Origin of the sequence: Streptomyces manipurensis, assembly GCF_049570255.1 — a bacterium.
Taxonomy (GTDB): domain Bacteria; phylum Actinomycetota; class Actinomycetes; order Streptomycetales; family Streptomycetaceae; genus Streptomyces; species Streptomyces manipurensis.
Genome location: NZ_CP186950.1, coordinates 4,016,444 through 4,042,186 on the forward strand (window position 1 = coordinate 4,016,444; position 25,743 = coordinate 4,042,186).

General features: G+C 71.0%; 25 protein-coding genes and 1 tRNA gene. 13 read left to right on the top strand and 13 right to left on the bottom strand.

Features of this window, described 5'->3' with window-relative positions; translation table 11 throughout:
• Positions 1-688: 688 nt before the first annotated feature.
• Together ACPU2J_RS18620 and ACPU2J_RS18625 are read right to left on the bottom strand one after the other, a co-directional pair.
• Complete coding sequence (locus tag ACPU2J_RS18620; protein WP_423833665.1) at positions 689-1,387, bottom strand: ATP-binding protein; 699 nt, start codon at positions 1,385-1,387, stop codon at positions 689-691.
• The gene (locus ACPU2J_RS18625) at positions 1,384-2,301 is read right to left on the bottom strand and encodes a hypothetical protein (protein ID WP_423833666.1); all 918 of its coding nucleotides are present in this window, start codon (positions 2,299-2,301) and stop codon (positions 1,384-1,386) included. Before ACPU2J_RS18625 ends, ACPU2J_RS18620 begins: the two co-directional genes overlap by 4 nt.
• A gap of 609 nt (positions 2,302-2,910) precedes the next feature.
• On the opposite strand from ACPU2J_RS18625, the gene ACPU2J_RS18630 reads away from it, so the two are divergent.
• Together ACPU2J_RS18630 and ACPU2J_RS18635 are read left to right on the top strand one after the other, a co-directional pair.
• Positions 2,911-3,249 (top strand): DNA-binding protein, encoded by a 339-nt coding sequence (locus ACPU2J_RS18630; protein ID WP_423833667.1) that lies wholly within the window; start codon positions 2,911-2,913, stop codon positions 3,247-3,249.
• 27 nt (positions 3,250-3,276) lie between these two features.
• Positions 3,277-4,794: a LacI family DNA-binding transcriptional regulator gene (locus ACPU2J_RS18635; RefSeq protein WP_423833668.1), complete on the top strand. Its 1,518-nt coding sequence runs from the start codon at positions 3,277-3,279 to the stop codon at positions 4,792-4,794.
• A gap of 10 nt (positions 4,795-4,804) precedes the next feature.
• Here ACPU2J_RS18635 and ACPU2J_RS18640 read toward each other — a convergent pair whose 3' ends face one another.
• Positions 4,805-6,115, bottom strand: coding sequence for a YaaC family protein (locus ACPU2J_RS18640; protein ID WP_423833669.1), 1,311 nt, complete (start codon positions 6,113-6,115; stop codon positions 4,805-4,807).
• On the opposite strand from ACPU2J_RS18640, the gene ACPU2J_RS18645 reads away from it, so the two are divergent.
• Entirely contained in the window at positions 6,114-6,953 is an 840-nt protein-coding gene (locus ACPU2J_RS18645; protein WP_423833670.1) for a PE-PGRS family protein, read from the top strand. The two genes, ACPU2J_RS18640 and ACPU2J_RS18645, sit on opposite strands and share 2 nt — an antisense overlap.
• Here the strand turns inward: ACPU2J_RS18645 and ACPU2J_RS18650 are convergent.
• The 3 genes from ACPU2J_RS18650 to ACPU2J_RS18660 form a co-directional block, all read right to left on the bottom strand.
• Positions 6,883-8,520, bottom strand: a complete 1,638-nt coding sequence (locus ACPU2J_RS18650; protein ID WP_423833671.1) for a PE-PGRS family protein — start codon at positions 8,518-8,520, stop codon at positions 6,883-6,885. The genes ACPU2J_RS18645 and ACPU2J_RS18650 overlap by 71 nt on opposite strands.
• 196 nt (positions 8,521-8,716) lie before the next feature.
• Positions 8,717-8,790: transfer RNA gene (locus tag ACPU2J_RS18655), tRNA-Pro, on the bottom strand.
• Positions 8,791-8,883: 93 nt separating this feature from the next.
• On the bottom strand, positions 8,884-9,822 hold the full coding sequence (locus ACPU2J_RS18660) for a metallophosphoesterase (protein WP_361605557.1): 939 nt from the start codon (positions 9,820-9,822) through the stop codon (positions 8,884-8,886).
• 67 nt (positions 9,823-9,889) lie between these two features.
• Between ACPU2J_RS18660 and ACPU2J_RS18665 the strand changes: the two genes are divergently transcribed.
• A complete protein-coding gene (locus ACPU2J_RS18665) occupies positions 9,890-10,351 on the top strand; it encodes a GatB/YqeY domain-containing protein (protein ID WP_365076088.1) in 462 nt (153 codons plus the stop codon).
• 104 nt (positions 10,352-10,455) lie between these two features.
• On the opposite strand, the gene ACPU2J_RS18670 is transcribed toward ACPU2J_RS18665, so the two are convergent.
• Positions 10,456-12,774 carry a transglycosylase domain-containing protein gene (locus ACPU2J_RS18670; protein ID WP_361605563.1) on the bottom strand — a complete coding sequence of 773 codons (2,319 nt, stop codon included), beginning with the start codon at positions 12,772-12,774 and terminating at the stop codon, positions 10,456-10,458.
• A gap of 662 nt (positions 12,775-13,436) precedes the next feature.
• On the opposite strand from ACPU2J_RS18670, the gene ACPU2J_RS18675 reads away from it, so the two are divergent.
• Positions 13,437-13,787 (top strand): WhiB family transcriptional regulator, encoded by a 351-nt coding sequence (locus ACPU2J_RS18675; RefSeq protein WP_030648100.1) that lies wholly within the window; start codon positions 13,437-13,439, stop codon positions 13,785-13,787.
• Positions 13,788-13,814: 27 nt separating this feature from the next.
• Here the strand turns inward: ACPU2J_RS18675 and ACPU2J_RS18680 are convergent, their stop codons facing one another.
• Together ACPU2J_RS18680 and ACPU2J_RS18685 are read right to left on the bottom strand one after the other, a co-directional pair.
• On the bottom strand, positions 13,815-15,197 hold the full coding sequence (locus ACPU2J_RS18680) for an ArsA family ATPase (RefSeq protein ID WP_420080077.1): 1,383 nt from the start codon (positions 15,195-15,197) through the stop codon (positions 13,815-13,817).
• Positions 15,194-16,174: an ArsA family ATPase gene (locus ACPU2J_RS18685; RefSeq protein WP_365076082.1), complete on the bottom strand. Its 981-nt coding sequence runs from the start codon at positions 16,172-16,174 to the stop codon at positions 15,194-15,196. The genes ACPU2J_RS18680 and ACPU2J_RS18685 overlap by 4 nt, the downstream gene beginning before the upstream one ends.
• A 97-nt stretch (positions 16,175-16,271) precedes the next feature.
• On the opposite strand from ACPU2J_RS18685, the gene ACPU2J_RS18690 reads away from it, so the two are divergent.
• The 5 genes from ACPU2J_RS18690 (at position 16,272) to ACPU2J_RS18710 (ending at position 19,144) form a co-directional block, all read left to right on the top strand.
• Positions 16,272-16,433 carry a DUF4177 domain-containing protein gene (locus tag ACPU2J_RS18690; RefSeq protein ID WP_007264966.1) on the top strand — a complete coding sequence of 54 codons (162 nt, stop codon included), beginning with the start codon at positions 16,272-16,274 and terminating at the stop codon, positions 16,431-16,433.
• Entirely contained in the window at positions 16,430-16,903 is a 474-nt protein-coding gene (locus ACPU2J_RS18695) for a RidA family protein (protein WP_361605572.1), read from the top strand. Before ACPU2J_RS18690 ends, ACPU2J_RS18695 begins: the two co-directional genes overlap by 4 nt.
• 188 nt (positions 16,904-17,091) lie before the next feature.
• On the top strand, positions 17,092-17,982 hold the full coding sequence (locus ACPU2J_RS18700) for an NUDIX hydrolase (RefSeq protein ID WP_420080075.1): 891 nt from the start codon (positions 17,092-17,094) through the stop codon (positions 17,980-17,982).
• A complete protein-coding gene (locus tag ACPU2J_RS18705) occupies positions 17,979-18,824 on the top strand; it encodes an MBL fold metallo-hydrolase (protein ID WP_361605578.1) in 846 nt (281 codons plus the stop codon). The genes ACPU2J_RS18700 and ACPU2J_RS18705 overlap by 4 nt, the downstream gene beginning before the upstream one ends.
• On the top strand, positions 18,821-19,144 hold the full coding sequence (locus tag ACPU2J_RS18710) for a hypothetical protein (RefSeq protein ID WP_420080073.1): 324 nt from the start codon (positions 18,821-18,823) through the stop codon (positions 19,142-19,144). The genes ACPU2J_RS18705 and ACPU2J_RS18710 overlap by 4 nt, the downstream gene beginning before the upstream one ends.
• Before the next feature lie 28 nt (positions 19,145-19,172).
• Here the strand turns inward: ACPU2J_RS18710 and ACPU2J_RS18715 are convergent, their stop codons facing one another.
• Complete coding sequence (locus ACPU2J_RS18715) at positions 19,173-20,006, bottom strand: nucleotidyltransferase (RefSeq protein ID WP_423833672.1); 834 nt, start codon at positions 20,004-20,006, stop codon at positions 19,173-19,175.
• Between the two features lie 148 nt (positions 20,007-20,154).
• Positions 20,155-20,829, bottom strand: coding sequence for a Crp/Fnr family transcriptional regulator (locus tag ACPU2J_RS18720; protein WP_003981529.1), 675 nt, complete (start codon positions 20,827-20,829; stop codon positions 20,155-20,157).
• A gap of 358 nt (positions 20,830-21,187) precedes the next feature.
• Between ACPU2J_RS18720 and nth the strand changes: the two genes are divergently transcribed.
• Genes nth through ACPU2J_RS18735 form a run of 3 tightly spaced genes read left to right on the top strand, consistent with a single transcriptional unit; the run spans position 21,188 to position 23,957 of the window.
• A complete protein-coding gene (gene nth, locus ACPU2J_RS18725; protein WP_365491195.1) occupies positions 21,188-21,961 on the top strand; it encodes an endonuclease III in 774 nt (257 codons plus the stop codon).
• A gap of 57 nt (positions 21,962-22,018) precedes the next feature.
• Complete coding sequence (locus ACPU2J_RS18730) at positions 22,019-22,741, top strand: NUDIX hydrolase (protein WP_361605590.1); 723 nt, start codon at positions 22,019-22,021, stop codon at positions 22,739-22,741.
• Between the two features lie 13 nt (positions 22,742-22,754).
• Positions 22,755-23,957, top strand: coding sequence for a MarP family serine protease (locus ACPU2J_RS18735; protein ID WP_365076063.1), 1,203 nt, complete (start codon positions 22,755-22,757; stop codon positions 23,955-23,957).
• Positions 23,958-24,324: 367 nt separating this feature from the next.
• On the opposite strand, the gene ACPU2J_RS18740 is transcribed toward ACPU2J_RS18735, so the two are convergent.
• Complete coding sequence (locus ACPU2J_RS18740) at positions 24,325-25,284, bottom strand: alpha/beta fold hydrolase (RefSeq protein WP_423833673.1); 960 nt, start codon at positions 25,282-25,284, stop codon at positions 24,325-24,327.
• Positions 25,281-25,739 carry a phage holin family protein gene (locus tag ACPU2J_RS18745; RefSeq protein ID WP_361605602.1) on the bottom strand — a complete coding sequence of 153 codons (459 nt, stop codon included), beginning with the start codon at positions 25,737-25,739 and terminating at the stop codon, positions 25,281-25,283. The genes ACPU2J_RS18740 and ACPU2J_RS18745 overlap by 4 nt, the downstream gene beginning before the upstream one ends.
• Positions 25,740-25,743 lie beyond the last annotated feature (4 nt).

The following is a 25,743-nucleotide window of genomic DNA, read 5'->3' on the forward strand; positions in this document are numbered from 1 at the left end:
GTGCCGGGACGGGATGCGGGAGGCTGTCCGGTCCCCGGTCCCCGGATCGCGTGGTGGCGGGCGTGGTCCCCCGAAGGCGTTTGGGGAAGGGGTCAGGGAATTGGGGATCACTGCAGCAAGGCGAATCGGGGACCGTCCGGAACAGGGGGGCGGCGGGGATCGGCGCGTTGGGGACTCGGGCGAGCTGTGTGCGGGGCGCGGCGGGGAAGCTCGGGGACCGAATGGGACGGTCCCCGTGGTCACTGGTGAGGGGACCGGTCCCCTTCGGTCCCGAGATCCGATGACCTGACGGTCCCCAATGGAATCTGGGGACGGTCCCCAGATGGCGGGACGTCCCGACGGTCCCCTACGCGGTGATGCCGGGCGGTCACCAGGACCGAGTCTGCTTATCGGCCGTTTGACCTGCGGAAAGGATTCGGGACCGTCTCGATGCAGAGATCGGTCCCCGCGCCGTTCTCCGGGGCAGGTGCTGGTTGCGGGGACGGTCCCCGTTTGCAAGCGGCGATCCGCGACGGTCCCCGATCGACTGTGTGTTTGGGGACGGTCCCGTTCCGTACGGGACCGAGGGGTGTGTCTTGGGGACGGTCCCCTCTCAGCGGGGACCGGGGACCGGGGTGTGGTTTTGGGGACGGTCCCCGAATGTTCCGGGTTGGTGGCTCGGTCCCCGATGCGTAGGGGACCGTGGAGGTCAGGAGTCCGACGGCTGGGTGCGGCGGCGGTCTGGGCCGGTGAGGATGACGCGGGTGGTCATCTCCGCCAGCCGGGATGCGACGCGGTCCCCGACGGCTCCGCGTAGCTCGGCGATGGGGAGGTTGGTGGTGATGAGCGTCGGGAGCATCTCGGTGTAGCGGCGGTTGATCAGCCGGTACGTCAGTTCCTCGGTCCACTCGGACTGCTTGGCCGCGCCGAGGTCGTCGAGGATCAGCAGCGGGCATCTGCCGAGTTCCTGGATCTCCCGCTCGGGGTCGTGGTTGGGGCGCGGGCGGAACTGGGCGTGCAGGTCTGCGGAGGTGACCGCCTGCCAGCGGAGCCGGACACCTGCCATGAGCAGGGAGCGGAGTGCTCCGTACGCCTGGTGGGTCTTGCCGCTGCCGGTGGGGCCGGCGATCAGCAGTGAGGGCCCGTACGAGATGCCCCGCGTGCCGCCGGGGCCCACCCGGCCCATGCCGGTGACCTCCTCGGCCCAGGTGCGTACGCCGGAGTCCGTGGCGGTGGCCTCCCGGTAGCGGGGCGGGATCCGCCGGTCGGCCAGTTCCAGTGCGGTCACCGGCTCCGCTACCGGCTGGGCGGGGGCCGCGTCGGGGTCGATGCCCTTGGCGGCGAGGATCGCGTTCAGACGGGCAGCCAGAAGCCCGGCGCGCTGCGGTTCACGGGTCGCTGTGGTCACAGGGCACCTCCGTAGGCGGCTTCGGCGTTGGCGGGGTTGGCGTAGGGCCGGTGGCCCCGGAGCGCGGTGGTGGTCTGCGGCGGGTTCATGGCCTCGTTGACCAGGCTGGGCAGCACGCTGGGGTGCAGGGCCCTCTCCCGAAGTCGCGCCAGCCCGGTGCGGATGTGGGCCGGGTCGATGCCCTCGGAGAGCAGCTTGTCGACGGTCTTGCCGAGCTGGCCCAGTACGGCGGCGGGCGGTCGGTTGGGGCACGCGGAGGCGTACTCGGCGACGAGTTGGGAGGGGGAGACGGTGTCGTGTGCTGGGGCGCTCGCGCCCCCCAACGGAGTTGATCCTAGATCCACGTTCCTAGGTCCTAGATCCGGACCGTGAGGGCTCACCGCGGGCTCCCGGACGCCTCCCTGCGTGCTCCCGGAGGGATCACTGAATCCGCTCTGACCTGCGGATATATGGATCGGTGAGGGTTCGTTCCGTTCGGGGGAGGGCTCGGCGAGGGGTGCGTGATCCTGCATGGTGCCCTCACGGAGACCTCCGTGCGTCGGCAGTGAATTCGCAGGGACTCGACCGCCTTCGTGGCGGGGGCAGGCCGGATGGCGGCTACCGCTCGGCCGGTTGACCTTCTGGTGCATGGAGAAGGTGACGATGTGCAGGTACCGCTTGCCGTCGTCGCCCTCGTACCGGCAGATGAGCTCGGCAGTGTCGAGCTGGTTGAGGTCGTCCTCGACCTCCAGCGCGCCGTGCTCCGGGCGCAGCGACCACAGGGCTCCGGCGATGACGGCGGCCTGGTCGCGAAAGCGCCCGTGGTCGTCGGCTTGGGTGAGCAGGCCGAAGAAGGTCCGCTCGGCGGCGATGCCGACCTTGGCGAGCGACTCGGAGATGAACGCCTCCGGCTTGATGGTGCGGATGCGCGCCATGCCTATCGCCCCGCCTTCGAGCTGAAGGTGGATGAGGTCCTGGGGACCGGCAGGGGGGCGCGGACGGCCACTTGGGCCGTGCGGTGGGGCACAGATGTTCCTCTCGATCGTCCAGCGGGGAGCGGCAGTTCGGTGGGGGCTCGGATGGTCCGCAGTGCATTGCACCGGAGGCCGAATCAATTCCCGAACCGGGCGCGTGGACAACATAGCCACACCCACTTCGGACAAGTCCAGCGATTCCGGTTACGAAGCAGCACCAGTCGAAATGGCGCAGGGGGAATGCCATAACGGTAGGGCTGGATCCCCGGTTGACCAAAAAGCCGGCGCCGAATGCGGAGCGGGAAAGATCGCACCGCGAAATCCTTGACCGCTGCCGCTAGTGCCGTCTATGTTGCCGCCCGCTCCCACGTCAGACACCGTGCGGCCTGTACATGTTGTCCGTCTGGGCGCATGGCGCCGGATGTCCGAATCACCTGGACGCAGTCGGTCGCCGACCTCCTCCGCAAAGTCATGGACCCTCATTAAGTCCTGCGCGAAATGAAGCGGCGGGGCTTTATACCCCACGATCCCCGGTCACCCAAACCGGGGAATCGGAGTTACAACAGACGCATGCCCAAACACCCCGCGAAAATCAGTCCTGACCTGCCCCGCCTGTACCGCCCCGAGGAGATCGCCGCAGCTCTCGGCTGCTCCGTCTGGTGGGTCAAGGACCGGGCCAGTCGGACGCTCATCCCCTGCTCGCGAGTCGGCCGCTCGTATCGCTTCACCGCCGAGCACCTCGCCGAGATCGTCCGTCTGCACGAAGTACGGCCGGCCCAGCGCGCAGAACCCATCGGATCAGCCGCCGCTCCTGCCGCCCCACGTACCAGGCCGGTCCCGACGGTGGCCCGCCTCCGCGCCCGCCCGCCGCGCAGGACCCGGCAGGACGAGTTCGACACCACCGCGTAGTAGAGGGATCCGAAGGGGGAGGGAAAGTTGGGTTTCGCGGAGAAGCGCGGAAACTACTGGCGCGGTCGGTACAAGACCGAGCCCGGCAAGCACAACACGGTCGTCGACCACACCGGCGCGACGATCAAGTTCGCCACCAAGCGCGAGGCCAAGCGGGCAGCGGACGAAGCGGAAGTCGGCTTCCGCCGCGGCGACGTACGCGATCCGTCACTGGGGAAGGAGACCTTCGCGGAGTACGCGAGCCGCTGGTACGAGGCCCAGGACCTGGCCGCGTCCACGATGCAGAACTACCGTCGCCACATCGAGGAGCACCTGCTCCCTGACTTCGAGGACAAGGCCCTCGCCGGTATCCTCCGCACCGACGTCGCGCTGTGGGAGAAGAAGGAACGGGCCTCCTACGCCGCCTCCAGCGTCAAGACCTGGCGGGCCACGCTCCACCTCATCCTCGCTGACGCCGTGGACGAGGGGCTCATCGACGCGAACCCCGCCGCCAAACGCCGAGGTAGGGGCAAGCGGGCTGGCCGCTCCGCCGACCGCGGCCCGGAGAAGGTCGTCACCGACGCGCTCGGAGCCCTGCTGATCGCCGAGCGGGCTGCCCTGCTGTCCGGCCGGGACGACGAGTTCGTGGCCGTGGTCCTCAAGGCGTACACCGGCATGCGCTGGGGTGAAGTCGTCGGTCTGGAGACCGAGTTCGCCCGCCGGGGCTCGGTACGTGTCGAGTGGCAGCTGTACGAGCTCGACTCGGGTGTGATGGTCCGCTGCCCGCCCAAGGACGACAGCTACCGCACCATCGACGCCCCCGACTGGCTCTCGGCCCTCGTGGCCGACCACGTCGCCCGCACCAAGCCGACGCCGTGCCCATGCCACGGCAGGACGTACGTCTTCCAAGGCCAGGGCACCGCCCGCACCGGAGGCCACCAAGGCGCGAAGCTGGTCGACGTAGCCCGCCGCGCCGGTGTCTCCACGGGCACGGTGTCCAACGTCCTGAACCACCCCGACCGCGTGCGCGAGGCCACCCGTACCCGCGTCGAACTCGCCATCACCGAGCTGGGCTTCGTACGAGGCGGCGCACCCTCGGAACATGCCGCCCACTGGCGCCGCAACGGCTTCGCCACCTGGCTCTTCCACCCGGCGACGACGGGTTGGTATCCGAAGAAGGCGCCGCAGGAGCCCCGTCCCGTTCCGCTCCTCGGGGACCCGTTCCCGGGCATACCTGTCCGGGGTCGCAACGCCCAGGGTCGCGCCGACGCCTGCTGGACGGCTATCGCCAGGGGCCTCACCCCGCATGGCCTGCGCCATTCCCACCGCACGCACATGGAGGACCTCGGCACGGAGAAGGTCCTCATGGACGAGCGGATGGGGCACATCGACGGATCGGTCTCCGCGCGCTACGCCCATGTCACCCCGGGCATGCGCCAACGCCTCATGGCCGGCCTCACTCAGCAATGGGAGGCAGCGCTCGACGCCCGCTTGGAGATGTACCGGTGCTCACCGGTGCAGGCCCTTGATGAACTGCTGCAGGCACGGCTCGCCGCCAAGAGCTAGCGGGCGCAGCTCAGCGGGTGACCTCCTTGATGGCCTGGAGGGCCAGCTCCGGGACGATCTGGACCGCATTCTTGAGGAGCTTCTCGATGGGGACGGCGAAGGTACTGCTGTCTACATCGATGTGCTGGGCCCATTCGGCCGGTTGATATCGCACAAGCACGGACAGCGCGTGCAGCACTGCCCACCAGGCCATGATCGGATGCATGGTCTGCTGGGCACCCGCGACCTGGGGGAAGAGGTACCAGCCTCGGCGGGATACACGAGTGGCGGAAGCAAGGTGTCCCAGCCGGTGTTCCGCATCGTCAGGAAGGTCGGCCGGGAACTCCCAGACCAGCTCGATTTCACCCCCACCGCCCTTGTGGCGGGTGTAGGCAGGCACTGATCCGCCGAAGGTGGTGCATTCGAATCGGACTCCCCTCGCCCCCGGGTAGTCGTGGAGGTAGGTGGCCAGCGCCTGTGCGGGCTTTTCCGCAGCGATCAGCCAGTCGGGGAACCGGTAGGCCGGCACCTTCAGCAGGCCGTTCGGTTCGCCGTCTTCGAGGTTGCGGTACTCGACTTGGAGCGGCACCCGTCGATCTGTTCCAGCGTCGCGAAGGGGCGACTCGGCATTTTCGGGGATCATGTCCCACAGCTTGTTGAGTGTGACCGGGTTCTTCTCCCACACCGCAGAGCCCAGGATCTGCGAGAGCCGGGTGAAGCTGCCCTTGTTGTCGGCCCGGTCCGTGACGAGACCGACCTCTGGCATCGGTCCGTACTCGTTGCGAGCGGAGATGCCGTGGCCCTCGAGCCGCCACGCGTCCCCTGGCGCGTTCTGCGCGGCGGCCGCAATCGCCCGGCCGGCCTGGCTCAGCCCGTAGAAGAGGATCAGTGGTCGTGTCGCGGGGCCCACCGCGGTGGCTGATCGGAAGAGTTGCTCCGCCTGTTCGAGCGCGGACACGTAAGTCCTTCGCCGACGTCCCCTCTCGGAGGCCGCGCCTGGGGGATTGGAGCGGGTGGCGCGCAGCGCCTCCCAAACAGCCTCGGACTCGTCTCCTTGCATGGCAGCACGATAGGTACGAGTCCACACACTCGGGAGCCGGATTCCGAGATCGGATCCCCGTTGGCTCCCAAGGCAGGGGCAAACGCCACCGTTCCCCTGCCCCAGTCCGCCGGCTAGGTACCCGCACGCCGACTGCCCTGAGCCTACGTGCGGGTTGTGCCCTGGGGCCGTTGCTTGCGGTAGATCACGGAAGGGCTGGGGGCCGATTCCGAAGTCGGCTCCCCGGCGAGATCTTGTTGATGGGCATCCGGCGGCGCCGTCGACCTGGCTCAATGGGGACATGGAGATCGGGGAGTGCTGGGCCTATCGGGCCAAGCCGAAGGAACTGGGCGGCGCCCTGCGCCAGGTGGAGATCGTCCGAGTGGGCGCCTCCGGCAGGTCAGGAATCCACGTGCGGTTCCTCGACGGTGATGAGGCCGGACTGCAGGAGTGGGTCAGCGCCGGCAGTCTGCTCGCACTCTGGGCTGACGCCGACGCCTTCCGCGCGGATGACACAGCGGAGCTCGCCCTGGCCGAGGCATCGAGGGAGGTCCGGGGGAGTGCCGAGTTCGAGGCGGCCCGGATGATCCTCGGCTTCGTCCGCCCCAAGGGACGGCTCCGGCTGCGCAAGGCGGTTGCCGACGCGGGCGTACTGGAGCTCGGCCAGCTCGACGAGACGGCGCCGATGGTTGGCATGGAGCCTGCCGATCTGCGGGGTGACGCCATGGTCCACGAGGACCGCAGCGGCCTTTGCCTGGCCGGCTGGCCGGTCGCCCAGCGGATCGCGCGGCAGGTGGCCCAGCGCCTGGCCGAGGAGGTCCTGCCGGAGGTGGACCGCCGTCAGCAGGCCGTGGACGAGGAGCGCGCCCGGCCCTCCTGGCACTCGTACCACCGTCGGGACGACCGCAAGCTGGACGCGGAAGCGGCCGCCCTGCGCACGGTCCGGGAGTGGTGCGGGGAGGAGAAGGCCGAGCGCTACGACGAGCTCGTCGCCCTACGCGCCGAGGTACTGCGCCTCGGTGAACTGGTGGAGCAGGCCGTGAAGGCGCTCCGGGACCGTGGGCACGGCGTCATCGCCTCCACCATTGAGCGCGGCCTTGGGGTCCATATCTCCAGCCTTGGTCCTGACGTACGTCGTTGAAGCCGTCCCGCCACCGCTCGGGCTCCGGCTTGGGCGGTGTGGGCTCCGCCGGTGGCTTCACCTTCTCCGGGCGGTGCGGGTGCCAGCCGTCGAGGAACGGCCGCAAGTCGTCCCCCGTCGGCTCCGCGTGGAAGTTGCGGGCACCGAGACCCTGCCCGTTCAAGGTGGGGTCCAGGCGGTCGGCCTCCGTCCTGCCCCACGCTGACCACTCCCGGAGACGCTCGGTCTCGAAGGGGTCCTCCGTCTGGGCGGCGGCCTCGTCCAGCGCGTCGCAGAAGGTTCGGATCTCTCCTGCGGCTCGCCACTGTTCTAGCGCGGTGCCGAAACGCTCGGCCCGAGCGGCGTCCACCGCCTTGATCGAAGCCACGCCGACTGCGGCCTCCCACTCCCGCTGGGCGCGTTCCTGCCGCTCGGCCTCCAGCCGGCGGTTCTCAGCTGCCTGCCGTTCCCGCTCGTCCTGCTGCCGGCGCTGTTCGGCCTCTTGCTCCAGCCGGGCCCGCTCCTGCTCATCGGCCCGGGCTCTCAGCGCCCGAAGTACCGAACCGATCTGATCCTCAAGAGGCTTCTTCTCGGTGTCGGCCCACTCCTTCTTCCAGCCGTACTGGTAGCCCTGTTGCTGGGCGAGGACCATCTCCAGTTCCCCGGACGGCTCGAACCGCTGTGCTGGCACGACCCGCTGCCAGTCGTATGTGCGGCGGCCCTCAGGCTTCGGCACGTACCGGACCTGCTTCTGCCGTTCCTTGAAGGTGATCTCGTACGTCCGGCCATGGATCGTGAGCAGTGGCCTCGCCTGCCTGCGCTTCTTGGACACCGCGACCTCTCCGTGGAGAGGGAGGGCCTGCTCAGCGATGAGGCGGAGCAGGGACAGCACGCGGGGAAGTACCCCGTCGGAGATCTCGAAGGCGCTGTGGTCCGCGGTCACGGCAGCGAGGACGTCGTTCACGTCGGTGATCACACGACTGCGAGCCAGGCGAATCCGGTTCCACTCCGTGTCGTCCTCGCCGGTCACCCGGAGCAGCCCCAGGAAGAAGTCGCCCTTGGTCCGCCCGCTGTACTTCAGGTGGTACCCGGCCGGCGCACACTGGCGAGCCGCGTCGAATGCCCTGCGGTAGCGGGCTCGCTCCGCCTCGTCCGGGTCGGGGACTCGGAGGAAACGGCCGGCCTGCTCCACCTCGGTGATCAGAGCCCGTCCGATATCGGCCGGAGAAGGCCGTGGAGTCCTAGCGACGCGCTGTACCGGGGGCTTCTGCTCGGCAGCGGCCTTCTGCTCGGTGGCGCGGTCGGACTCCTGCTTCTCGGGTCCGGGTCTTGTAGCCGGGCGGGCCTTCCGTGGTGCCGGATCAGGCCGGTCGGGGTGATGGCCGTGCTGGAGGTAGAAGCGCCCGACCTCGGTGATCTCTGCCTGCCATCTCCCGCCCTCCTTGGGCATGGTGATGTGGCCCCGCTCCTTCAGGGCTCTGGCGGTGAGGGCGAGTTCGGGGGTGTCCGACGTGACAAGTTCGACGCCCTCGCCGATCCGGGTCAGGAGGGCGAGCTGGCGATCGTTGAGGGGTGACCAACGGTGCATGTGATCGTCGTACCGTCGGGGCTCGGGCCGGCACAAGCCATGCGGTGAGCTTTCCAAGCGGGCGGGCGCTCGGCCCGGCTCCCCAGGGGAGCCGGATTCCGAGGTCGGCTCCCCGATGGCTCCCAAGACAGGCCCGTAAACCACTCAAGGGCCTGACCCGCGATGCGGATCAAGCCCTTGACCTGGTCTTACGAAGTCGGGGTGGCGGGATTTGAACCCACGACCTCTTCGTCCCGAACGAAGCGCGCTGCCAAGCTGCGCTACACCCCGATCGTCGCCCCGCAGCAGTTGCTGTCCTGGCGACATCGATTACTTTAGCGGACCTCTCGCCGGAGACGAAATCCGGTTTTCGCGGGGCGGGCCCTAGGCCTTCGGGGTCAGGGTCAGGAGGGTCGCCTCCGGGGGGCAGGCGAAGCGGACCGGGGTGTAGCGGTTGGTGCCGCAGCCCGCCGAGACGTGGAGGTACGAGCGGTGGCCGGCGCTCTCGTGGGTCGACAGGCCCTTCACCCGCTCGGTGTCCAGGTCACAGTTGGTGACCAGTGCCCCGTAGAAGGGGATGCACAGCTGTCCGCCGTGGGTGTGGCCCGCGAGGATCAGCGGGTAGCGGTCGGCGGTGAAGGATTCGAGGACGCGCAGGTAGGGGGCGTGCACCACCGCCAGCGAGAAGTCCGCGTCCGTCTCCGGGCCGCCGGCGACGGCGTCGTAGCGGTCCCGCTTGATGTGCGGGTCGTCGAGGCCGGTGAAGGCCAGCTCCAGGCCGTCCAGCTTCATCCGGGCCCTGGTGTTGGTGAGGTTCAGCCAGCCCGCGGCGTCGAAGCCGTCCCGCAGCTCCTCCCACGGGTTGTGCACGGCGCCGACGACCGGCTTGTTGCCGTTCAGCCCGTGGCGGCCCTGGACCTTCTCGATCAGGTAGCGCCCGGGGTTGCGCAGCCGCGGCCCGTAGTAGTCGTTCGACCCGAAGACGTACACGCCGGGGAAGGACATCAGCGGTCCCAGGGCGTCCAGGACCTCGGGGACGCCCTCGGTGTCGGAGAGGTTGTCGCCGGTGTTCACGACGAAGTCGGGGCGCAGCCCGGCGAGGGACTGGAGCCAGGCCCGCTTCTTGCGCTGTCCGCCGACCATGTGGATGTCGGAGACCTGGAGCACGCGCAGCGGCCGCATCCCCGGGGGGAGGACCGGAACCGTCACCCGGCGCAGGCGGAAGGACCGCGCCTCGAAACCGGCGGCATAAGCCACACCTGCGGCCCCCACCGCAGCGATTCCGGCAGCCGCTTTCAGGGGTACTCCGTAACGCGCACGCATGGACCCATCGTCGCAGACCGGAAAACGGGTGGGCGCCACCGTCCCCGCACCTGGCACACTCACCTGCATGACCACGCTCAAGGCCAAGCTCCAGGAAGACCTCACGACCGCCATCAAGGCGCGCGACGAGCTGCACTCGTCCACGCTGCGACTGACCCTCGCCGCCATCACCAAGGAGGAGGTCGCGGGCAAGGAAGCCCGTGTGCTCTCCGACGACGAGGTCCTCAAGGTGATCGCGAAGGAGGCGAAGAAGCGCCGCGAGGCGGCGGACGCCTTCGCCCAGGGCGGCCGTGCCGAGCAGGCCGCGCGCGAGACCGCGGAGGGCGAGTTCCTCGACACCTACCTGCCCAAGCAGCTCAGTGACGAGGAGCTCGACGGGATCGTGGCGGAGGCCGTCGAGGAGGCCCGGGCGGCCGGCGCCGAGGGCCCGCGGGCCATGGGCGCCGTCATGAAGATCGTGAACCCGAAGGTCGCCGGGCTGGCCGAGGGCGGGCGCGTCGCCGCCGCCGTCAAGCGCCGGCTCTCGTAGGCCCGCGGGCGCGGAGCACGCGCACGCACACGCGGAGGACGTGAACGGGGGAGGGCCCCGGCCGTGGACACGGCCGGGGCCCTCCCCCGTTCGATGACGTCCCGCTACTGGTCGTCGCGGCCGCCGATCACGCCGCCGGGGAAGCCCGGGATCGGGGTGCCGGAGTCGCCGCCGCCCGTGGCTCCTCCGGTGACGCCGCCCGTTCCGCCGTCGGCGCCGCCGGTCTGACCGGCCGTCTGGCCGGCGTTCTGGCCGCCGGGACGCCCGCCGGGCTTGTTGTCGCCGCCGGGCTTGCCGGGCCGGTTCGGGGTGGTGGTGGGGGGCTTGTTGCCGCGGGGGCCGCCCGCGGCAGGGACGTTCGGCTCCGCGATGTGGACCGTGTTGAAGTTCAGGACCTCACGGCCGGACAGCGCGCCGGAGACGGCGTCCTTCCAGATCGGGCCGGGCAGCCCGCCGCCGAAGACCTTGTCGTAGCCCCGGCCGCCGATGGTGATGTTCTCCATCGTGATCTTCTTGGCGCCGCCCGAGCCGACCCACACCGCGCCGGAGATGTTCGGGGTGTAGCCCACGAACCAGGCGTTGTAGCGGTTGTCGGTGGTACCGGTCTTGCCCGCGCTGTCGCGGTTGGACAGGCCGGCCCGCTCACCGGTGCCGGAGTCGACCACGCCGAGGAGCAGGGTGTTGACGGTGTCGGCGGTGGTCTGCGACATCGCCCGCTCGCACTTGCTCTTCGGCACCGAGAGCGCCTTGCCGTGCGCGTCGGTGATCGACTCGATGGCCACGGGGGTGCAGTAGACGCCGCGGTTGGCGAAGGTCGCGTACGCGTTCGCCATCGTCAGCGGGGACATCTCCTCCGAGCCGAGCGCGATGGCGGGGCCGTCGGCCAGCTTCGCGCCGCTCGCCGGGACGACGCCGAGCTTCTGCGCCATCTCGGTGACCGGGCACAGGCCGATCTCGGAGATCATCTCGACGAAGTAGGTGTTGATCGACTTCTCCATCGCGGTCCGCAGCGCGTAGGGGCCGATCTCGTCCTCGGTCTCGTTCTCCGCCGCCTCGCTGCGGGTGTTGACGTACTGCGAGCCGTCACAGCGGGAGATCGGGCTCGGGTAGTCCATCTTGTTCGGGGCCTGGTAGACCTTCGTCGGCGGCATGCCGCGCTCCAGGGCCGCGGCCGCGATGAAGGGCTTGAAGGTGGAGCCGACCTGGAAGCCGAAGTTCGAGCCGCCCATCCGCTTGTCCACGGAGTAGTTGATCTGCGTCTCGTTCTTCCCGAAGCCGTACGGCTTGGACTGGCCCATCGCCAGCACCCGGCCGGTGCCCGGCTGGACCATGGTCACAGCCGTCGCGATCGAGTCCTCCTGGTAGACGTGGTCCTTGATCGACTCGTTGGCCGCGTCCTGGGACTGGGGGTCCAGGGTGGTGCGCACGGTCAGGCCGCCCTGGTTCCAGACCTTCGCCCGGTCCTCGCGCGTCTTGCCGAAGACGGGGTCGGTCAGGAAGGAGTTGCGCACGTAGTCGCAGAAGAAGCCCGCGCCCTTCACGGCGGTGATGCAGCCGTTCTTGGGCTTGGTGACCTTCAGGGTGACCGGCTTGGCCTTCGCCGCGTCGGCCTCGGCCTGCGAGATGTCGCGGGTGTCGGCCATCCGCTGCAGCACGATGTTGCGCCGCTTCATGGCCTCCTGCGCGTCGTTCACCGGGTCGTACCGGCTGGGCGACTGCACGACGCCCGCCAGCAGTGCGGACTCCTCCAGGGCGAGGTCCTTGGCCGGCTTGCTGAAGTAGCGCTGGGCCGCGGACTCGATCCCGTAGGCCTGCTGGCCGAAGTAGGTGATGTTGAGGTAGTTCTCGAGGATCTTCTTCTTCCCGAGCTCCTCCTCGACCTGGATCGCGTACTTGAGCTCGCGGATCTTGCGGCCGAGGCTCTTCTCCTGGGCCTCGCGCACCTTGGTCTCGTCGTCGCCGGCCTCTTCGACGAAGACGTTCTTCACGTACTGCTGGGTGAGGGTGGAGGCGCCCTGCGCCGCGCCGCCCTCCTGCGCGTTGCGGTTGACCGCGCGCAGGATGCCCTTGAGGTCGACGGCGCCGTGCTCGTAGAAGCGCGAGTCCTCGATGGCGACGATGGCCTTCTGCATGTACGGGGAGATCGCCGTGAGCGGGACCACCTGCCGGTCGCGCGAGTACACGGTGGCGATCAGACCGCCCTCGGCGTCGAGGATCGTGGTCCGCTGGCTCAGCGGTGGCGTCTTGAGGTTGGCTGGGATCTCGTCGAACCCCTCGACCGTGCCCTTGGCCGCCAGCCCCAGAGCTCCTGCGGCCGGAATCGCCATGCCGGCGAGCACAACTCCGGAGAGTACGGACACACCGAGGAACTTGGCGGCCTGCTGGCTCCCCGTGAGCCCGCCGCCCGAGCGCTTCTTTCCCATGGACGGAAGCCTAATCCGTCGCCGGTGGCATTCTGCGGGAGCGGGGGCCTCTCGGGAGGTTCGCGTACGAGACCGTGACATCCGCGGCCGGCCTGCCCGGGGCGCTCCCGGCGGCCGGATGGCCTGGACCCGCCGCACCGCACGGCACCCGAGCCTTGATCCGGCGCTCTCGCGCGGGCCCGCGTCTGGCGCAAACCCATGGCCCCGGCGCTTTTCGTGATCACGGCCTGCCCGCGGGTCCGGCTGCCGGACCTGACGGCACGACGGCGGCGCGACAAAGGGAGTGCCTACGTTCTCATTCGCCGGACACACACGAATGCCTTGGCCTAAGCTGTCCTCAACTGTCACAGCAGTCCGGTGCGACATCAACCCCTCGGCTTGATTTTCACCCTTCCCGAATGGGGTGGACTGATGTCCGAATATCGCCCCCCTGTTGACGCCGATCCGCCGATTGGCCCCGAATAGTCGGAATGATCACGCATGTCGTTCGATCACTCCGTCGGGTGATCTGCCGCTTACCCATAGTCCGTTCGGACCATTCAAGATTGGGCCCGTCGGGGGTGTTGCGCCGTGCTCGCCTTCCGTAACGTCCTCAACTGGCAGCGGTGAATATGCCGCTACCGCCGTGGGGGAGCCTCGATTCGGGAGAGGACGGCGCCGGGATGGGCTGGGTTACCGACTGGAGTGCGCAGGCAGCCTGCCGCACTACCGATCCGGATGAACTGTTCGTACAAGGAGCGGCACAGAACAGGGCCAAGGCGGTGTGCACCGGATGCCCGGTGCGGACCGAATGCCTGGCCGATGCGCTCGACAATCGCGTCGAATTCGGCGTGTGGGGCGGAATGACCGAGCGGGAACGACGTGCGCTGTTGCGCCGGCGTCCCACCGTCACCTCGTGGCGACGGCTGCTCGAGACCGCCCGCACGGAGTACGAGCGCAGCACGGGCATCCTCACCATGGATGCAGACGCGGAGATCGACGTTCCGTACGAGACGTACGCGGCGGCCGGGTAACACGCGGCCACCACGACGTACGAACGCCTACGCTCCGGCCGGCACCCCGGCCGCGAGTCGTTCTCCGACGGCCCGAAGCCCGGCGAGGTCGTGCACATCGCCGGGCAGGGCGGCCACTTCGGCCACCGCCACCTCGGGATGCAGTGAGGTGAAGCGGTCACGCGTGCGTCGTTCGCGCGCGATCACCTGCATGCGTTCGGCGTGCAGGCGCAGCAGTCCTGCCGTGATCCGGTCGACGACAGCGGTGTCGCCGCCGCTCGCGGTGTCGTGCGGGGGCGTGCTCTCCGCGGTCGGTGTGGCTTCCGTGGTTCCCGCGGTGCCTTCGGCCTTCCGGGCGATCTTGCGTCCGGCCTTGCACTCGGCGTTGCGTTCGGCTCGGTCCTCGGCGCCGGGGGGTTCGGCGGCCGCGTCACGAAGTCCAGCTTTCCCGGACTCCTGATCGACAATGCCGCCTTCTTCAAGATTCTCTGCGGCGGCCAACGCCCGTTCCGCGGACAGCCGGTCGGCGCCGCTGCCGTGCACCCGGTTCAGCACCAGCCCGGCCAGCGGCATCTTCTCCGCGGCCAGCCGCTCCACGAAGTACGCCGCCTCGCGCAGGGCGTCCGGTTCGGGTGCCGCGACCACCAGGAAGGCCGTACCGGGGGCCTGCAGCAGCCGGAAGGTCGCGTCGGCGCGCGTGCGGAACCCGCCGAACATGGTGTCCATGGCCGCCACGAAGGTCTGCACGTCCTTCAGCAGCGATGCCCCCATCAGCTTGCTGAGGGTGCCGGTCATCATCGACATGCCGACGTTGAGGAACTTCATCCCGGCCCGCCCGCCGACCTTCGCGGGGGCCATCAGCACCCGGATGAACTTCCCGTCCAGGAAGGACCCGAGGCGCTTCGGGGCGTCCAGGAAGTCCAGCGCGGACCGGCTCGGCGGGGTGTCCACGATGATCAGGTCCCAGTCGTCCCGGGCCCGCAGCTGCCCCAGCTTCTCCATCGCCATGTACTCCTGCGTGCCCGCGAAGCCGGCCGACAGCGACTGGTAGAAGGGGTTGGCGAGGATGGCCCGGGCCCGCTCGGCGTCCGCGTGCGCCTCGACGATCTCGTCGAAGGTCCGCTTCATGTCCAGCATCATGGCGTGCAGTTCGCCGCCGCCCTCCCCGGCGGACGCCACCTTGCGCGGGGTGTTGTCCAGCGAGTCGATGCCCATCGACTGCGCGAGCCGCCGGGCCGGGTCGATGGTCAGCACGACCGCCTTCCGGCCGCGCGCGGCCGCCCGTACGCCGAGTGCCGCGGCCGTGGTGGTCTTGCCGACCCCGCCCGCCCCGCAGCACACGATGATCCGGGTCTGCCGGTCGTCCAGCAGCCGGTCGACCGCCAGCCGCGGCGGAGTGTCCAGGCCCACGGTGTCCACCCCCTCGCTCATTCGGCCACCGACTGCTTGCGCAGTTCCTTGGCCAGCTCGTACAGCCCGGCCAGATCCATCCCCGCGCCCAGCAGCGGGAGTTCGTACGCGGGCAGGTCCAGTTCCGCCAGGACGGCGCGCTGGGCGCGCTCCAGCTCCACCCGGCCGGCGTGCTCGGCGGCCTGCTCCAGCAGGGGGTCCACCAGCCGCTCGGCCAGTCCGCCGCGGCGGGCGCCGCCGAGGCCCGCCCGGGACAGCGCCCGGGCCACCTCGGCACGGTGCTCGGCGGCCGCGGCGCGCAGCGTGTCCTCGTCGAGGTGGTGCGGCCGGACCATGTTGACGACGACGCGCCCGACGGGCAGCCCGGCCTCCCGCAGCTCCGCGATGCCGTCCGCGGTCTCCTGGACGGGCATCTCCTCCAGCAGCGTGACCAGGTGCACCGCGGTCTCGGGGGACTTGAGCACCTTCATGACGGCCTGCGCCTGGTTGTGGATCGGCCCGAACCGGGCCAGGCCCGCCACCTCGTCGTTGACGTTCAGGAAGCGGGTGATCCGCCCGGTCGGGGGAGCGTCCATGATCACGTGGTCGTAGACGTACCGGCCGGACCGGTCCTTGCGCCGCACCGCCTCGCACGCCTTGCCGGTCAGCAGCACGTCGCGCAGCCCGGGGGCGATCGTCGTCGCGAAGTCGATCGCGCCGAGCTTCTTGAGGGCGCGCCCGGCCGAGCCGAGCTTGTAGAACATCTGGAGGTAGTCCAGGAGCGCCCGCTCCGCGTCGATGGCGAGCGCGAAGACCTCGCCGCCGCCCGGGGCCACGGCGATCTTCCGCTCCTCGTACGGGAGCGCCTCGGCGCCGAAGAGCTGCGCGAGTCCCTGCCTGCCCTCGACCTCCACGAGAAGAGTCCGTCCGCCCTCGCGCGCGAGGGCGAGCGCGAGTGCCGCGGCGACCGTGGTCTTGCCGGTGCCGCCCTTGCCGCTGACCACCTGGAGCCTGCTCACATCGCCCGAGCCTAATTCCTCCCCCGCCGGTGCCGCACGGCCGGTCGGCCCCGGGCGCGCGCATGAGCCCCGCACGGCAGGCACTACCCTCGCTCCCATGACCAAGAAGTTCGAATACGCGACGGTCCCCCTGCTGGTCCACGCCACCAAGCAGATCCTGGACACCTGGGGCGAGGACGGCTGGGAGCTCGTCCAGGTCGTGCCCGGCCCGAACAACCCCGAGCAGCTGGTGGCCTACCTCAAGCGGGAGAAGGCATGAGCGGCGTCGTCGACGCGAAGCTGGCCGAGCTCGGCCTGACCCTGCCCGAGGTCGTCCCGCCGCTGGCCACCTACCAGCCGGCCGTGCGGTCGGGCGTGTACGTCTACACCGCCGGCCAGCTCCCGATGGTCAAGGGCAGCCTGCCCGTCACCGGCAAGGTCGGTGCCGAGGTCTCGCCCGAGCAGGCCAAGGAACTGGCCGCGACCTGCGCGCTGAACGCCCTGGCCGCCGTGAAGTCCCTGGTCGGCGACCTGGACAAGATCGCGCGTGTCGTGAAGGTCGTCGGCTTCGTCGCCTCGGCCCCCGACTTCACGGGCCAGCCGGGCGTGCTGAACGGCGCGAGCGAGCTGCTCGGCGCCGTCCTCGGCGACAAGGGCGTCCACGCCCGCAGCGCCGTCGGTGTGGCGGTCCTGCCGCTGGACGCGCCCGTCGAGGTCGAGATCCAGGTCGAGCTGGTCGCCGGAGCCTGATTTCCGCCGGGCCGCAGAGCCGCAGGGAGGGCCGTACGGATCGCCGTGCGGCCCTTTGCTCGTGGCCCGTCCCCGGGGCCCTTGCCCGGGCTCCTTTTCCGTGCCCGGCCCCGGTCCCGCCCCGGCGCGCGCCGGCCGCCGCGCAGGTGGCCCTCGAACATCGGGCCGGATGGTCGTAGCATCCGGCCATGCCGAATGGTCAGCAACAGCCCTCCGCCGGAGGCCAGTGGTACCCGCCCGAATGGCCGGACCGCATCCGCGCCCTCGCGGACGGCTCCCTCACCCCGGTCGCGCCGCGGCTCGCCGCCACGGTGATGCTCCTGCGGGACACCGACACCGGACCGGTGGTGCACATGCTGCGCCGCAAGGCCTCCATGGCCTTCGCGGGCGGCGCGTACGCCTACCCCGGGGGCGGCGTCGATCCCCGGGACGAGGAGCACCGGGTCGGCTGGGCGGGCCCCTCGCAGGCGGAGTGGGCGGCCCGGCTCGGGACCGACGCCCTTACCGCGCAGGCCATCGTCTGCGGCGCCGTACGGGAGACCTTCGAGGAGGCGGGCGTCCTGCTCGCGGGACGGACCGCGGACACCGTCGTCGGGGACACCACCGGCGACGACTGGGAGGCCGACCGGCAGGCCCTCGTCGCGCGGGAGACGTCCTTCGCGGACTTCCTCGACCGTCGCGGCCTTCTGCTGCGCTCCGACCTCCTCGGCGCGTGGGCGCGCTGGATCACCCCCGAGTTCGAGCCCCGGCGCTACGACACCTGGTTCTTCGTGGCCGCCCTGCCCGAGGGGCAGCGCACCCGCAACGCCTCCACCGAGGCCGACCGGACCGTGTGGATCCGCCCGTCCGACGCCGCCGACGGCTACGACAAGGGCGAGCTGCTGATGATGCCGCCGACCATCTCCACGCTGCGCTCCCTGGAGCCCTACGGCAGTGCCGCCGACGCGCTCGCCGCCGCCGGCGGCCAGGACCTCGCCCCGGTGCTCGCCCAGGCCGTCCTGGAGGACGGCGAGCTGGTGCTCAGCTGGCCGGGCCACGACGAGTTCACCAAGCGGGTCCGCCCCGGAGGCCCCTCGTGACCGACGCCGCGGCACTTCCCGGACAGCCCCGCGGCGTGGTGGCCTCGGGGCGGGCGACCGCGCGCGCGGTGAACGTCCTCGCCCCCAACCCCTCCGCCATGACGCTGGACGGCACCAACACCTGGCTGGTGGCCGAGCCCGACTCCGACCTCGCCGTCGTCATCGACCCCGGGCCCCTGGACGAGGGACACCTCCGGGAGGTCGTGGCCACCGCCGAGCGGGCCGGCAAGCGCATCGCCCTCACCCTGCTCACGCACGGCCACCCCGACCACGCCGAGGGCGCCGGCCGCTTCGCCGAGCTCACCGGTACGAAGGTGCGCGCACTGGACCCGGCCCTGCGCCTCGGCGACGAGGGCCTGGCCGCCGGTGACGTGATCCGGACCGGCGGGCTGGAGCTGCGCGTGGTCCCCACGCCCGGCCACACCAGTGACTCGCTCTGCTTCCACCTGCCTGCCGACCGGGCCGTGCTGACCGGCGACACCATCCTCGGGCGCGGCACCACGGTGGTCGCGCATCCCGACGGCCGGCTCGGCGACTACCTGGACTCCCTGCGCCGGCTGCGGTCGCTGACGGTGGACGACGGCGTGCACACGGTCCTGCCGGGCCACGGGCCGGTGCTGGAGGACGCGCAGGGCGCCGTCGAGTACTACCTGGCGCACCGGGCCCACCGGCTCGCCCAGGTCGAGACGGCCGTCGAGGACGGCTTCACCACCCCGGAGGCGGTCGTCGCCCACGTCTACGCGGACGTGGACCGCTCGCTGTGGCCGGCTGCGGCGTGGTCCGTGCGGGCGCAGCTGGAGTACCTCCGGGACCACGGACTGATCCCCGGGGGTCCCGAGTGAACACCGTCTTCCTGCTGGTCGTGCTCGTCGCCACGGCCGGGTGGATCACCTCGACCGTGACGCTGCGGGTGCAGGGCCTGCAGCTGAAGGCGGACCGGATGGAGCGCCGTCTGGCACTGGTGCTGGACCACTTCGGGATCGAGGAGCCGGAGCCCGCCGGCATGGACGAGGTGCGGGCGCTGATCCGTGAGGACCGGCTGATCTCGGCGGTCAAGGCCTACCGCCGGATCACCGGGGCCGGGCCGGCCGAGGCGAAGCTGGCCGTGGACGAGCTGGCGGCCGCCGCCGGACGGGCCGCGGACCGGCCGCGGTCGGACTAGAGGCGGGGGCCGGACGGCTGCCGTCGGACTAGACGCAGGGCGCCGTCGGCCGGGCCGCGGATCCGCGCGGCGCCCTGGTGCCGTGCCGGGCGGTGTACTCGTCGGCGAGCCACGGTCCGAGGTCCTCGACGTACGAGCGCAGCACCTCCGGGTCCGCGACGGGGTCCAGGGCCACGGCGGCGGCCGCCCGCATCTGCGTGGCGCGCTCCGGGTAGTACGTGCCGAAGACCTCGGCGGCCTCGGTGAGGTCGCCGGTCCAGCCGCCCCAGCGGGGCATCACCAGCGTGAAACCGGTACGGACGAGGTGCCGCGCGAAGGCGCGGCCCAGCCGGCGGTACTCGTCCGGGGCGGACGCCTCCCGGATCCTGCCGCGCCACTGCGGCAGGAGCGCGGCGAGGTCTCCGTGGGTCTCCCGGGCCAGCAGGCTGTCCGGCCGGTAGCGCGGCAGGTGCTCGGCCAGGTCGGCGCCGAGCAGCGGGGTGCTCAGGCAGGCCAGGAACCAGCCCAGGTCGAATCGTTCCGCCTCGCTGAGCACGGCGTGCTTGTCGTGGAGCAGGAGGTCCACGCCGTCGATCCGGTCGAAGTCATCGTCGAGGCCGCGGGCGAGGACCTCGGCGGTGTCGTGGTCCTCGGGGGCGGGCGGGTGGTGGAGGACGAGGAGCAGGCCGAGGTCGGAGTGTCCGGGGCGGGCGGTGCCGCGCGGCACGGAGCCGTGCAGGTAGGCGCTGTGCAGGCGGCGTCCGTACGCCTCGGCGGTCCGCTCGCGGGCCGCCGCGACGACGGCCCTGAACTCGTCCTGGACGAGCCCGAGCGAGCCCTCCCGCTCGAAGTACCCGTACGCGTCGAGGCCTCTGTGCTCCATGCCTCCACTGTGCACACGTCCGCCCCGCCGGTGTGCGAGGCGCGGGCGGCGGGTGTGCGGGAGGGGCCGGGCGGCGGCGCGGCGGGAAACGCGAAGGGCCCTGCCACGCGGGCAGGACCCTTCGTCCGTACGGGCCGGGAAGGCGGCGTCAGCGGGAGCGCTTCGCGAGGCGCTCCACGTCCAGCAGGATCACCGCGCGGGCCTCCAGGCGGAGCCAGCCGCGGCCCGCGAAGTCGGCCAGGGCCTTGTTCACGGTCTCGCGCGAGGCGCCGACGAGCTGTGCGAGCTCCTCCTGCGTGAGGTCGTGCACCACGTGGATGCCTTCCTCCGACTGCACGCCGAAGCGGCGCGACAGGTCGAGGAGGGCGCGGGCCACGCGGCCGGGAACGTCGGAGAAGACCAGGTCGGACATCTGGTCGTTGGTCTTGCGCAGGCGGCGGGCCACGGCGCGCAGCAGCGCGGTCGCGACCTCGGGCCGGGCGTTGAGCCAGGGCTGCAGGTCGCCGTGGCCGAGGCCGAGCAGCTTGACCTCGGTCAGCGCGGTGGCGGTGGCGGTGCGCGGGCCCGGGTCGAAGAGCGACAGCTCGCCGATCAGCTCGCCGGGGCCGAGGACGGCCAGCATGTTCTCGCGGCCGTCGGGGGAGGTGCGGTGCAGCTTCACCTTGCCCTCGGTCACGACATACAGCCGGTCACCGGGGTCGCCCTCGTGGAACAGGGCGTCGCCGCGTGCGAGGGTCACCTCGCCCATGGAGGCGCGGAGCTCCGCGGCCTGCTCGTCATCGAGCGCCGCGAACAGCGGGGCGCGCCGCAGAACGTCGTCCACGAGTCTCTCTCCTATGTCGACCAGCTCAGGGGACCGTGTCCCCATTCTGCCGGACGGCTCAAACAGTGCGATCAATCACAAGGATGCCGGACGGACGGGCGTGCTGTGCGGCGAGAGGCCAATCGGGGTGGTGTTACCTGAGGTCCGGACGGGTGTCGGCGCCCGGCCTTAGGCTGGCCGGGTGTCCAATAAGCCGGTGAGAGCACAGGCCAAGGGGTCCGTAGGAGTGACGAAGAGGCAGAATTCAGCCGTGGGCGAACAAGCTCGCGCGAAGCCGCCTGCGAAGGCCGACGCCGCCCCTCAGGGCAAAGTTTCGGCCAAGAAACCGAAGGCGGCCAAGCCGGAATCGCGGCTGGCCATGGTGCGCCGGGCGCGCCGCATCAACCGCGAGCTGGCCGAGATCTATCCGTACGCCCATCCGGAGCTCGACTTCCGCAACCCCTTCGAGCTGCTGGTCGCCACGGTGCTGTCCGCGCAGACCACCGACCTGCGCGTGAACCAGACGACCCCGGCCCTGTTCGCCGCCTACCCGACCCCCGAGGACATGGCGGCGGCCGCCCCGGAGGACCTGGAGGAGCTGATCCGCCCGACCGGGTTCTTCCGGGCCAAGTCCCGGTCGCTGCTCGGACTCTCCCAGGCCCTGCGGGACCGCTTCGACGGGGAGGTGCCGGGCCGGATCGAGGACCTGGTCACGCTGCCCGGAGTGGGCCGCAAGACCGCCAACGTCGTCCTCGGGAACGCCTTCGGGGTCCCCGGGATCACCGTGGACACCCACTTCGGCCGGCTGGTGCGCCGCTGGAAGTGGACCGAGCAGGAGGACCCGGAGAAGGTCGAGGCGGAGATCTGCGCGATCTTCCCCAAGAGCGAGTGGACGATGCTCTCGCACCGGGTCGTCTTCCACGGGCGCCGCATCTGCCACGCCCGCAAGCCGGCCTGCGGGGCCTGCCCGATCGCCCCCCTCTGCCCGGCGTACGGGGAGGGCGAGACGGACCCGGACAAGGCCCGCAAGCTGCTCAAGTACGAGAAGGGCGGACAGCCGGGCCAGCGGCTCAGCCCGCCCCCGGACTACCCGGGCCTGCCCGCGGCGCCCCTGGGCGGAGCGGCCCCGGACGCCGCCGCGCGGCAACCGTAGGAACGAATCGGTACCCGTGCCGCGTTCGCGGTACGGGAAGGACGGACAGGGGTGCCAATGACGCGCGGTACACGGGACGAGACCGAGACCACGACGGGGGTCCGCGAGGACCGTGGACCGGTGGTGTCCAGCGCCGGGCTGCCCGAGTGGCTCGATCCGGTCGTCAGGGCCTCCCGGTCCGTCGAGCCGCGGCAGCTGAGCCGGTTCCTGCCGCCCGAGGACGGCCGCGGGCGGCAGTCGGCCGTGCTGATCCTCTTCGGCGAGGGGGCCCGCGGCCCCGAGCTGCTGCTGATGGAGCGGGCGGGCACCCTGAGGTCGCACGCCGGCCAGCCCTCCTTCCCCGGCGGCGCGCTGGACCCCGAGGACGGCGACCCGCAGACTCACGGCCCGCTGCGGGCCGCGCTGCGCGAGGCCGAGGAGGAGACCGGCCTGGACCCCTCCGGTGTCCAGCTCTTCGGGGTGCTGCCCCGGCTCTACATCCCGGTCAGCGAGTTCGTCGTCACCCCGGTCCTCGGCTGGTGGCACACCCCCACCCCCGTCGGCGCCGTGGACCCGGCCGAGACGGCCCGGGTCTTCACGGTCCCGGTGGCCGACCTCGCGGATCCCGCGCACCGGGTCACGACGGTCCACCCCCGCGGCCACCTCGGCCCCGGATTCACCGTCGAATCCGCGCTCGTCTGGGGCTTCACGGCCGGGGTCATCGACCGGATCCTGCACTTCTCCGGATGGGAACGGCCGTGGGACCGATCACGCGAGGTCCCGCTCGACTGGCACGCATGAGACGGTGGCCCACGTGAACGTGCTGGACATCCTGTTGTTGCTCGCGGCCGTGTGGTTCGCGATCGTCGGCTACCGCCAGGGCTTCGTCGTCGGCATCCTGTCGGTGATCGGCTTCCTCGGCGGTGGCCTCGTCGCGGTGTCCCTGCTCCCACTGGTCTGGGACCGGATGACCGACGACGGCACCAAGGTGTCCACCACGGTGGTCGTCATCACCGTCGTCGCGATCATCGTCTGCGCCTCGATCGGCCAGGCGCTGACCACCCATCTCGGGAGCAGACTCAGGCGCCAGATCACCTGGTCGCCGGCGCGCGCGCTCGACGCCACCGGCGGCGCCCTGGTGAACGTGGTCGCGATGCTGCTGGTCGCCTGGATGATCGGACTCCTGCTCGCCCAGACCTCGTTGCCCTCGGTGGCCAAGGAGGTCCGTAACTCCCGGGTGCTCCTGGGGGTCTCGCGGGTGCTGCCCGACCAGGCCGAGGGCTGGTTCTCGGACTTCACCTCCTCCCTGGAGCGCAACGGCTTCCCGCAGGTGTTCAGCCCGTTCTCCAACGAGCCCATCACCGAGGTCAAGGCGCCCGATCCGGCGCTCGCCACGAGCCCGGTCGCCGACCGGGCCAAGGCCTCGATCGTGAAGGTCGTCGGGACGGCTCCCAGCTGCAGCAAGGTGCTGGAGGGCACGGGCTTCGTGTTCGCGCCCGGCAAGGTGATGACCAACGCGCACGTGGTCGGCGGCGTCGGCGAGCCGACCGTGCAGGTCGGCGGCGAGGGCAAGCTGTACGACGGCAAGGTGGTGCTCTACGACTGGGAGCGCGACATCGCCGTCCTGGACGTGCCCAAGCTGAAGGCCCCGCCGCTGGAGTTCACCGACAAGGACGCGGTGAGCGGCAGTGACGCGATCGTCGCCGGCTTCCCGGAGAACGGCGCGTACGACGTCCGCTCGGCCCGCGTCCGCGGCCGGATCAACGCCAACGGGCCGGACATCTACCACCGCGGCACCGTCCGGCGAGACGTGTACTCGCTCTTCGCGACGGTGCGCCAGGGCAACTCCGGAGGTCCGCTCCTGACGCCCGACGGCAAGGTCTACGGGGTGGTCTTCGCGAAGTCCCTCGACGACCCGAACACCGGGTACGCGCTGACCGTGGACGAGATCCGCGAGGACATCCGGATCGGAAGGACCGCCGAGCAGCGGGTGCACAGCCAGGGCTGCGCCCTCTGAGACCGCCCGCCCGCCGGGTCCCTACGTCCGTGGATGCCGCAGGCGCGCGGAGACCCAGCGGGCCCGGCGGCGCAGGATGAGGGAGATCCCGAGGCGTGGGTCGTGGCCGTGCCGGCCGGCCCTGCCGTGCGTGCCCGGCGCCGTTGCCGAGCCGTGTTCGTGTGCGGTGTCACCGTAGTCGTGCGTCCAGCTCATACTCCGAGCTGTGCCCGGCCCCCAAGGTCGGTAACCCCGTCCCGGGCCGCCAATTGGCCTATGCGCCGGGCAATTGAACGACCGTCGGATGATCGGACCGTCCAACTGCCCTCTCCGCGAGGCCCGGAGGGAAGCCGCTACACCGGACGGCTTCGCGGGGGCCGGGCCCTGCTCAGCGGTCGGGCTCGGGGTCCTTCAGCCAGTTGACCAGCTCGGTCGAGAAGGCGACGGGGTCCTCCTCATGCGGGAAGTGCCCGAGCCCGTCGAACAGCCGCCACCGGTAGGGCGCTTCGACGTACTCGCCGGATCCGGCGGCGCTGCGCGTGCGCATCACCGGGTCGAGCGATCCGTGCAGGTGCAGGGTGGGGACGCGGACCGGCCGCTTCATCCGCCGGTTGAACTGCAGCCCGTCGGGGCGGGCCATCGACCGCATCATCCAGCGGTACGGCTCGATCGAGCAGTGCGCGGTGGACGGGATGCACATGGCCCGCCGGTACACGGCGAGGTCCTCCTCCTCCGGCGGCCGGGGCCCGGACCAGTCGCGGATCAGGTCGCCCACGAGGGCGCCGTCGTCGGCGACGAGCTGCCGTTCGGGGACGAAGGGCCGCTGGAAGCCCCAGATGTGTGAACTCGCCCGGGTCTGACCGAAGTCCGAGAGCATGGCCGAGCGCCAGCGCCTCGGGTGCGGCATGGACGAGACGACGAGGCGCCGCACCAGCTTCGGCCGCATCACGGCCGCCGTCCACGCGAGGTACCCGCCGAGGTCGTGCCCGACGAGGGCGGCGTCCGGCTCGCCGAGGGAGCGTACGACGCCGGTGATGTCGAGGGCCAGGTTGGCGGGGTTGTAGCCGCGCGGGGTGCGGTCGCTGCCGCCGACCCCGCGCAGGTCCATCGCGACGGCCCGGTACCCGGCGTCGGCGAGCGCGGTCAGCTGGTGCCGCCACGTCCACCAGAACTGCGGGAAGCCGTGCAGCAGCAGCACCAGCGGTCCGTCACCGAGCTCGGCGACGTGAAAGCGGGCGCCGTTGGCGGCCACGTCCCGGTGCGTCACCGCTTCCCCGCCGGGGAGGCCGAGCCGTACGGCTGTGGCGGCCGTGGGCGGAATGCTGGGGTCCGGCGTGGGCGCTGTCATGAGGACGAGCGTGCCACACCCACGGCCTTGTCACTGACGGGCCGCGGGTGCGGCTTGACGGTCCCGACCACTGCGGCGGTCTGCTTCACCGAGGCGATCGACTTCTCCGGCGGCTTGACCTTCTTGAACTTCCGTACGGCGATCAGCACGAGCACACCCGCGATCAGCAGGAAGGCGCTGCCGACGATCAGGAAGGACCAGGCGAGCCCGAGCCCCAGGTTGTGGATCCCGTAGGCCGCGGCGAAGGTCAGCACCGGCAGGGAGAAGACGGCGAGCACACCCGCCGCGATGAGCGAGGCGCTGCCGCTGCCCACGCGCCTGACGTCCTCGCGCAGCTCCGCCTTGGCCAGGGCGATCTCGTCGTGAACCAGGGCGGACATCTCGGCGGTGGCCGAGGCGACCAGCTGGCCGAGTGTGCGCTCGGCTCCCTGCGCCTCTTGGTCCACTGCGCTCATCGCT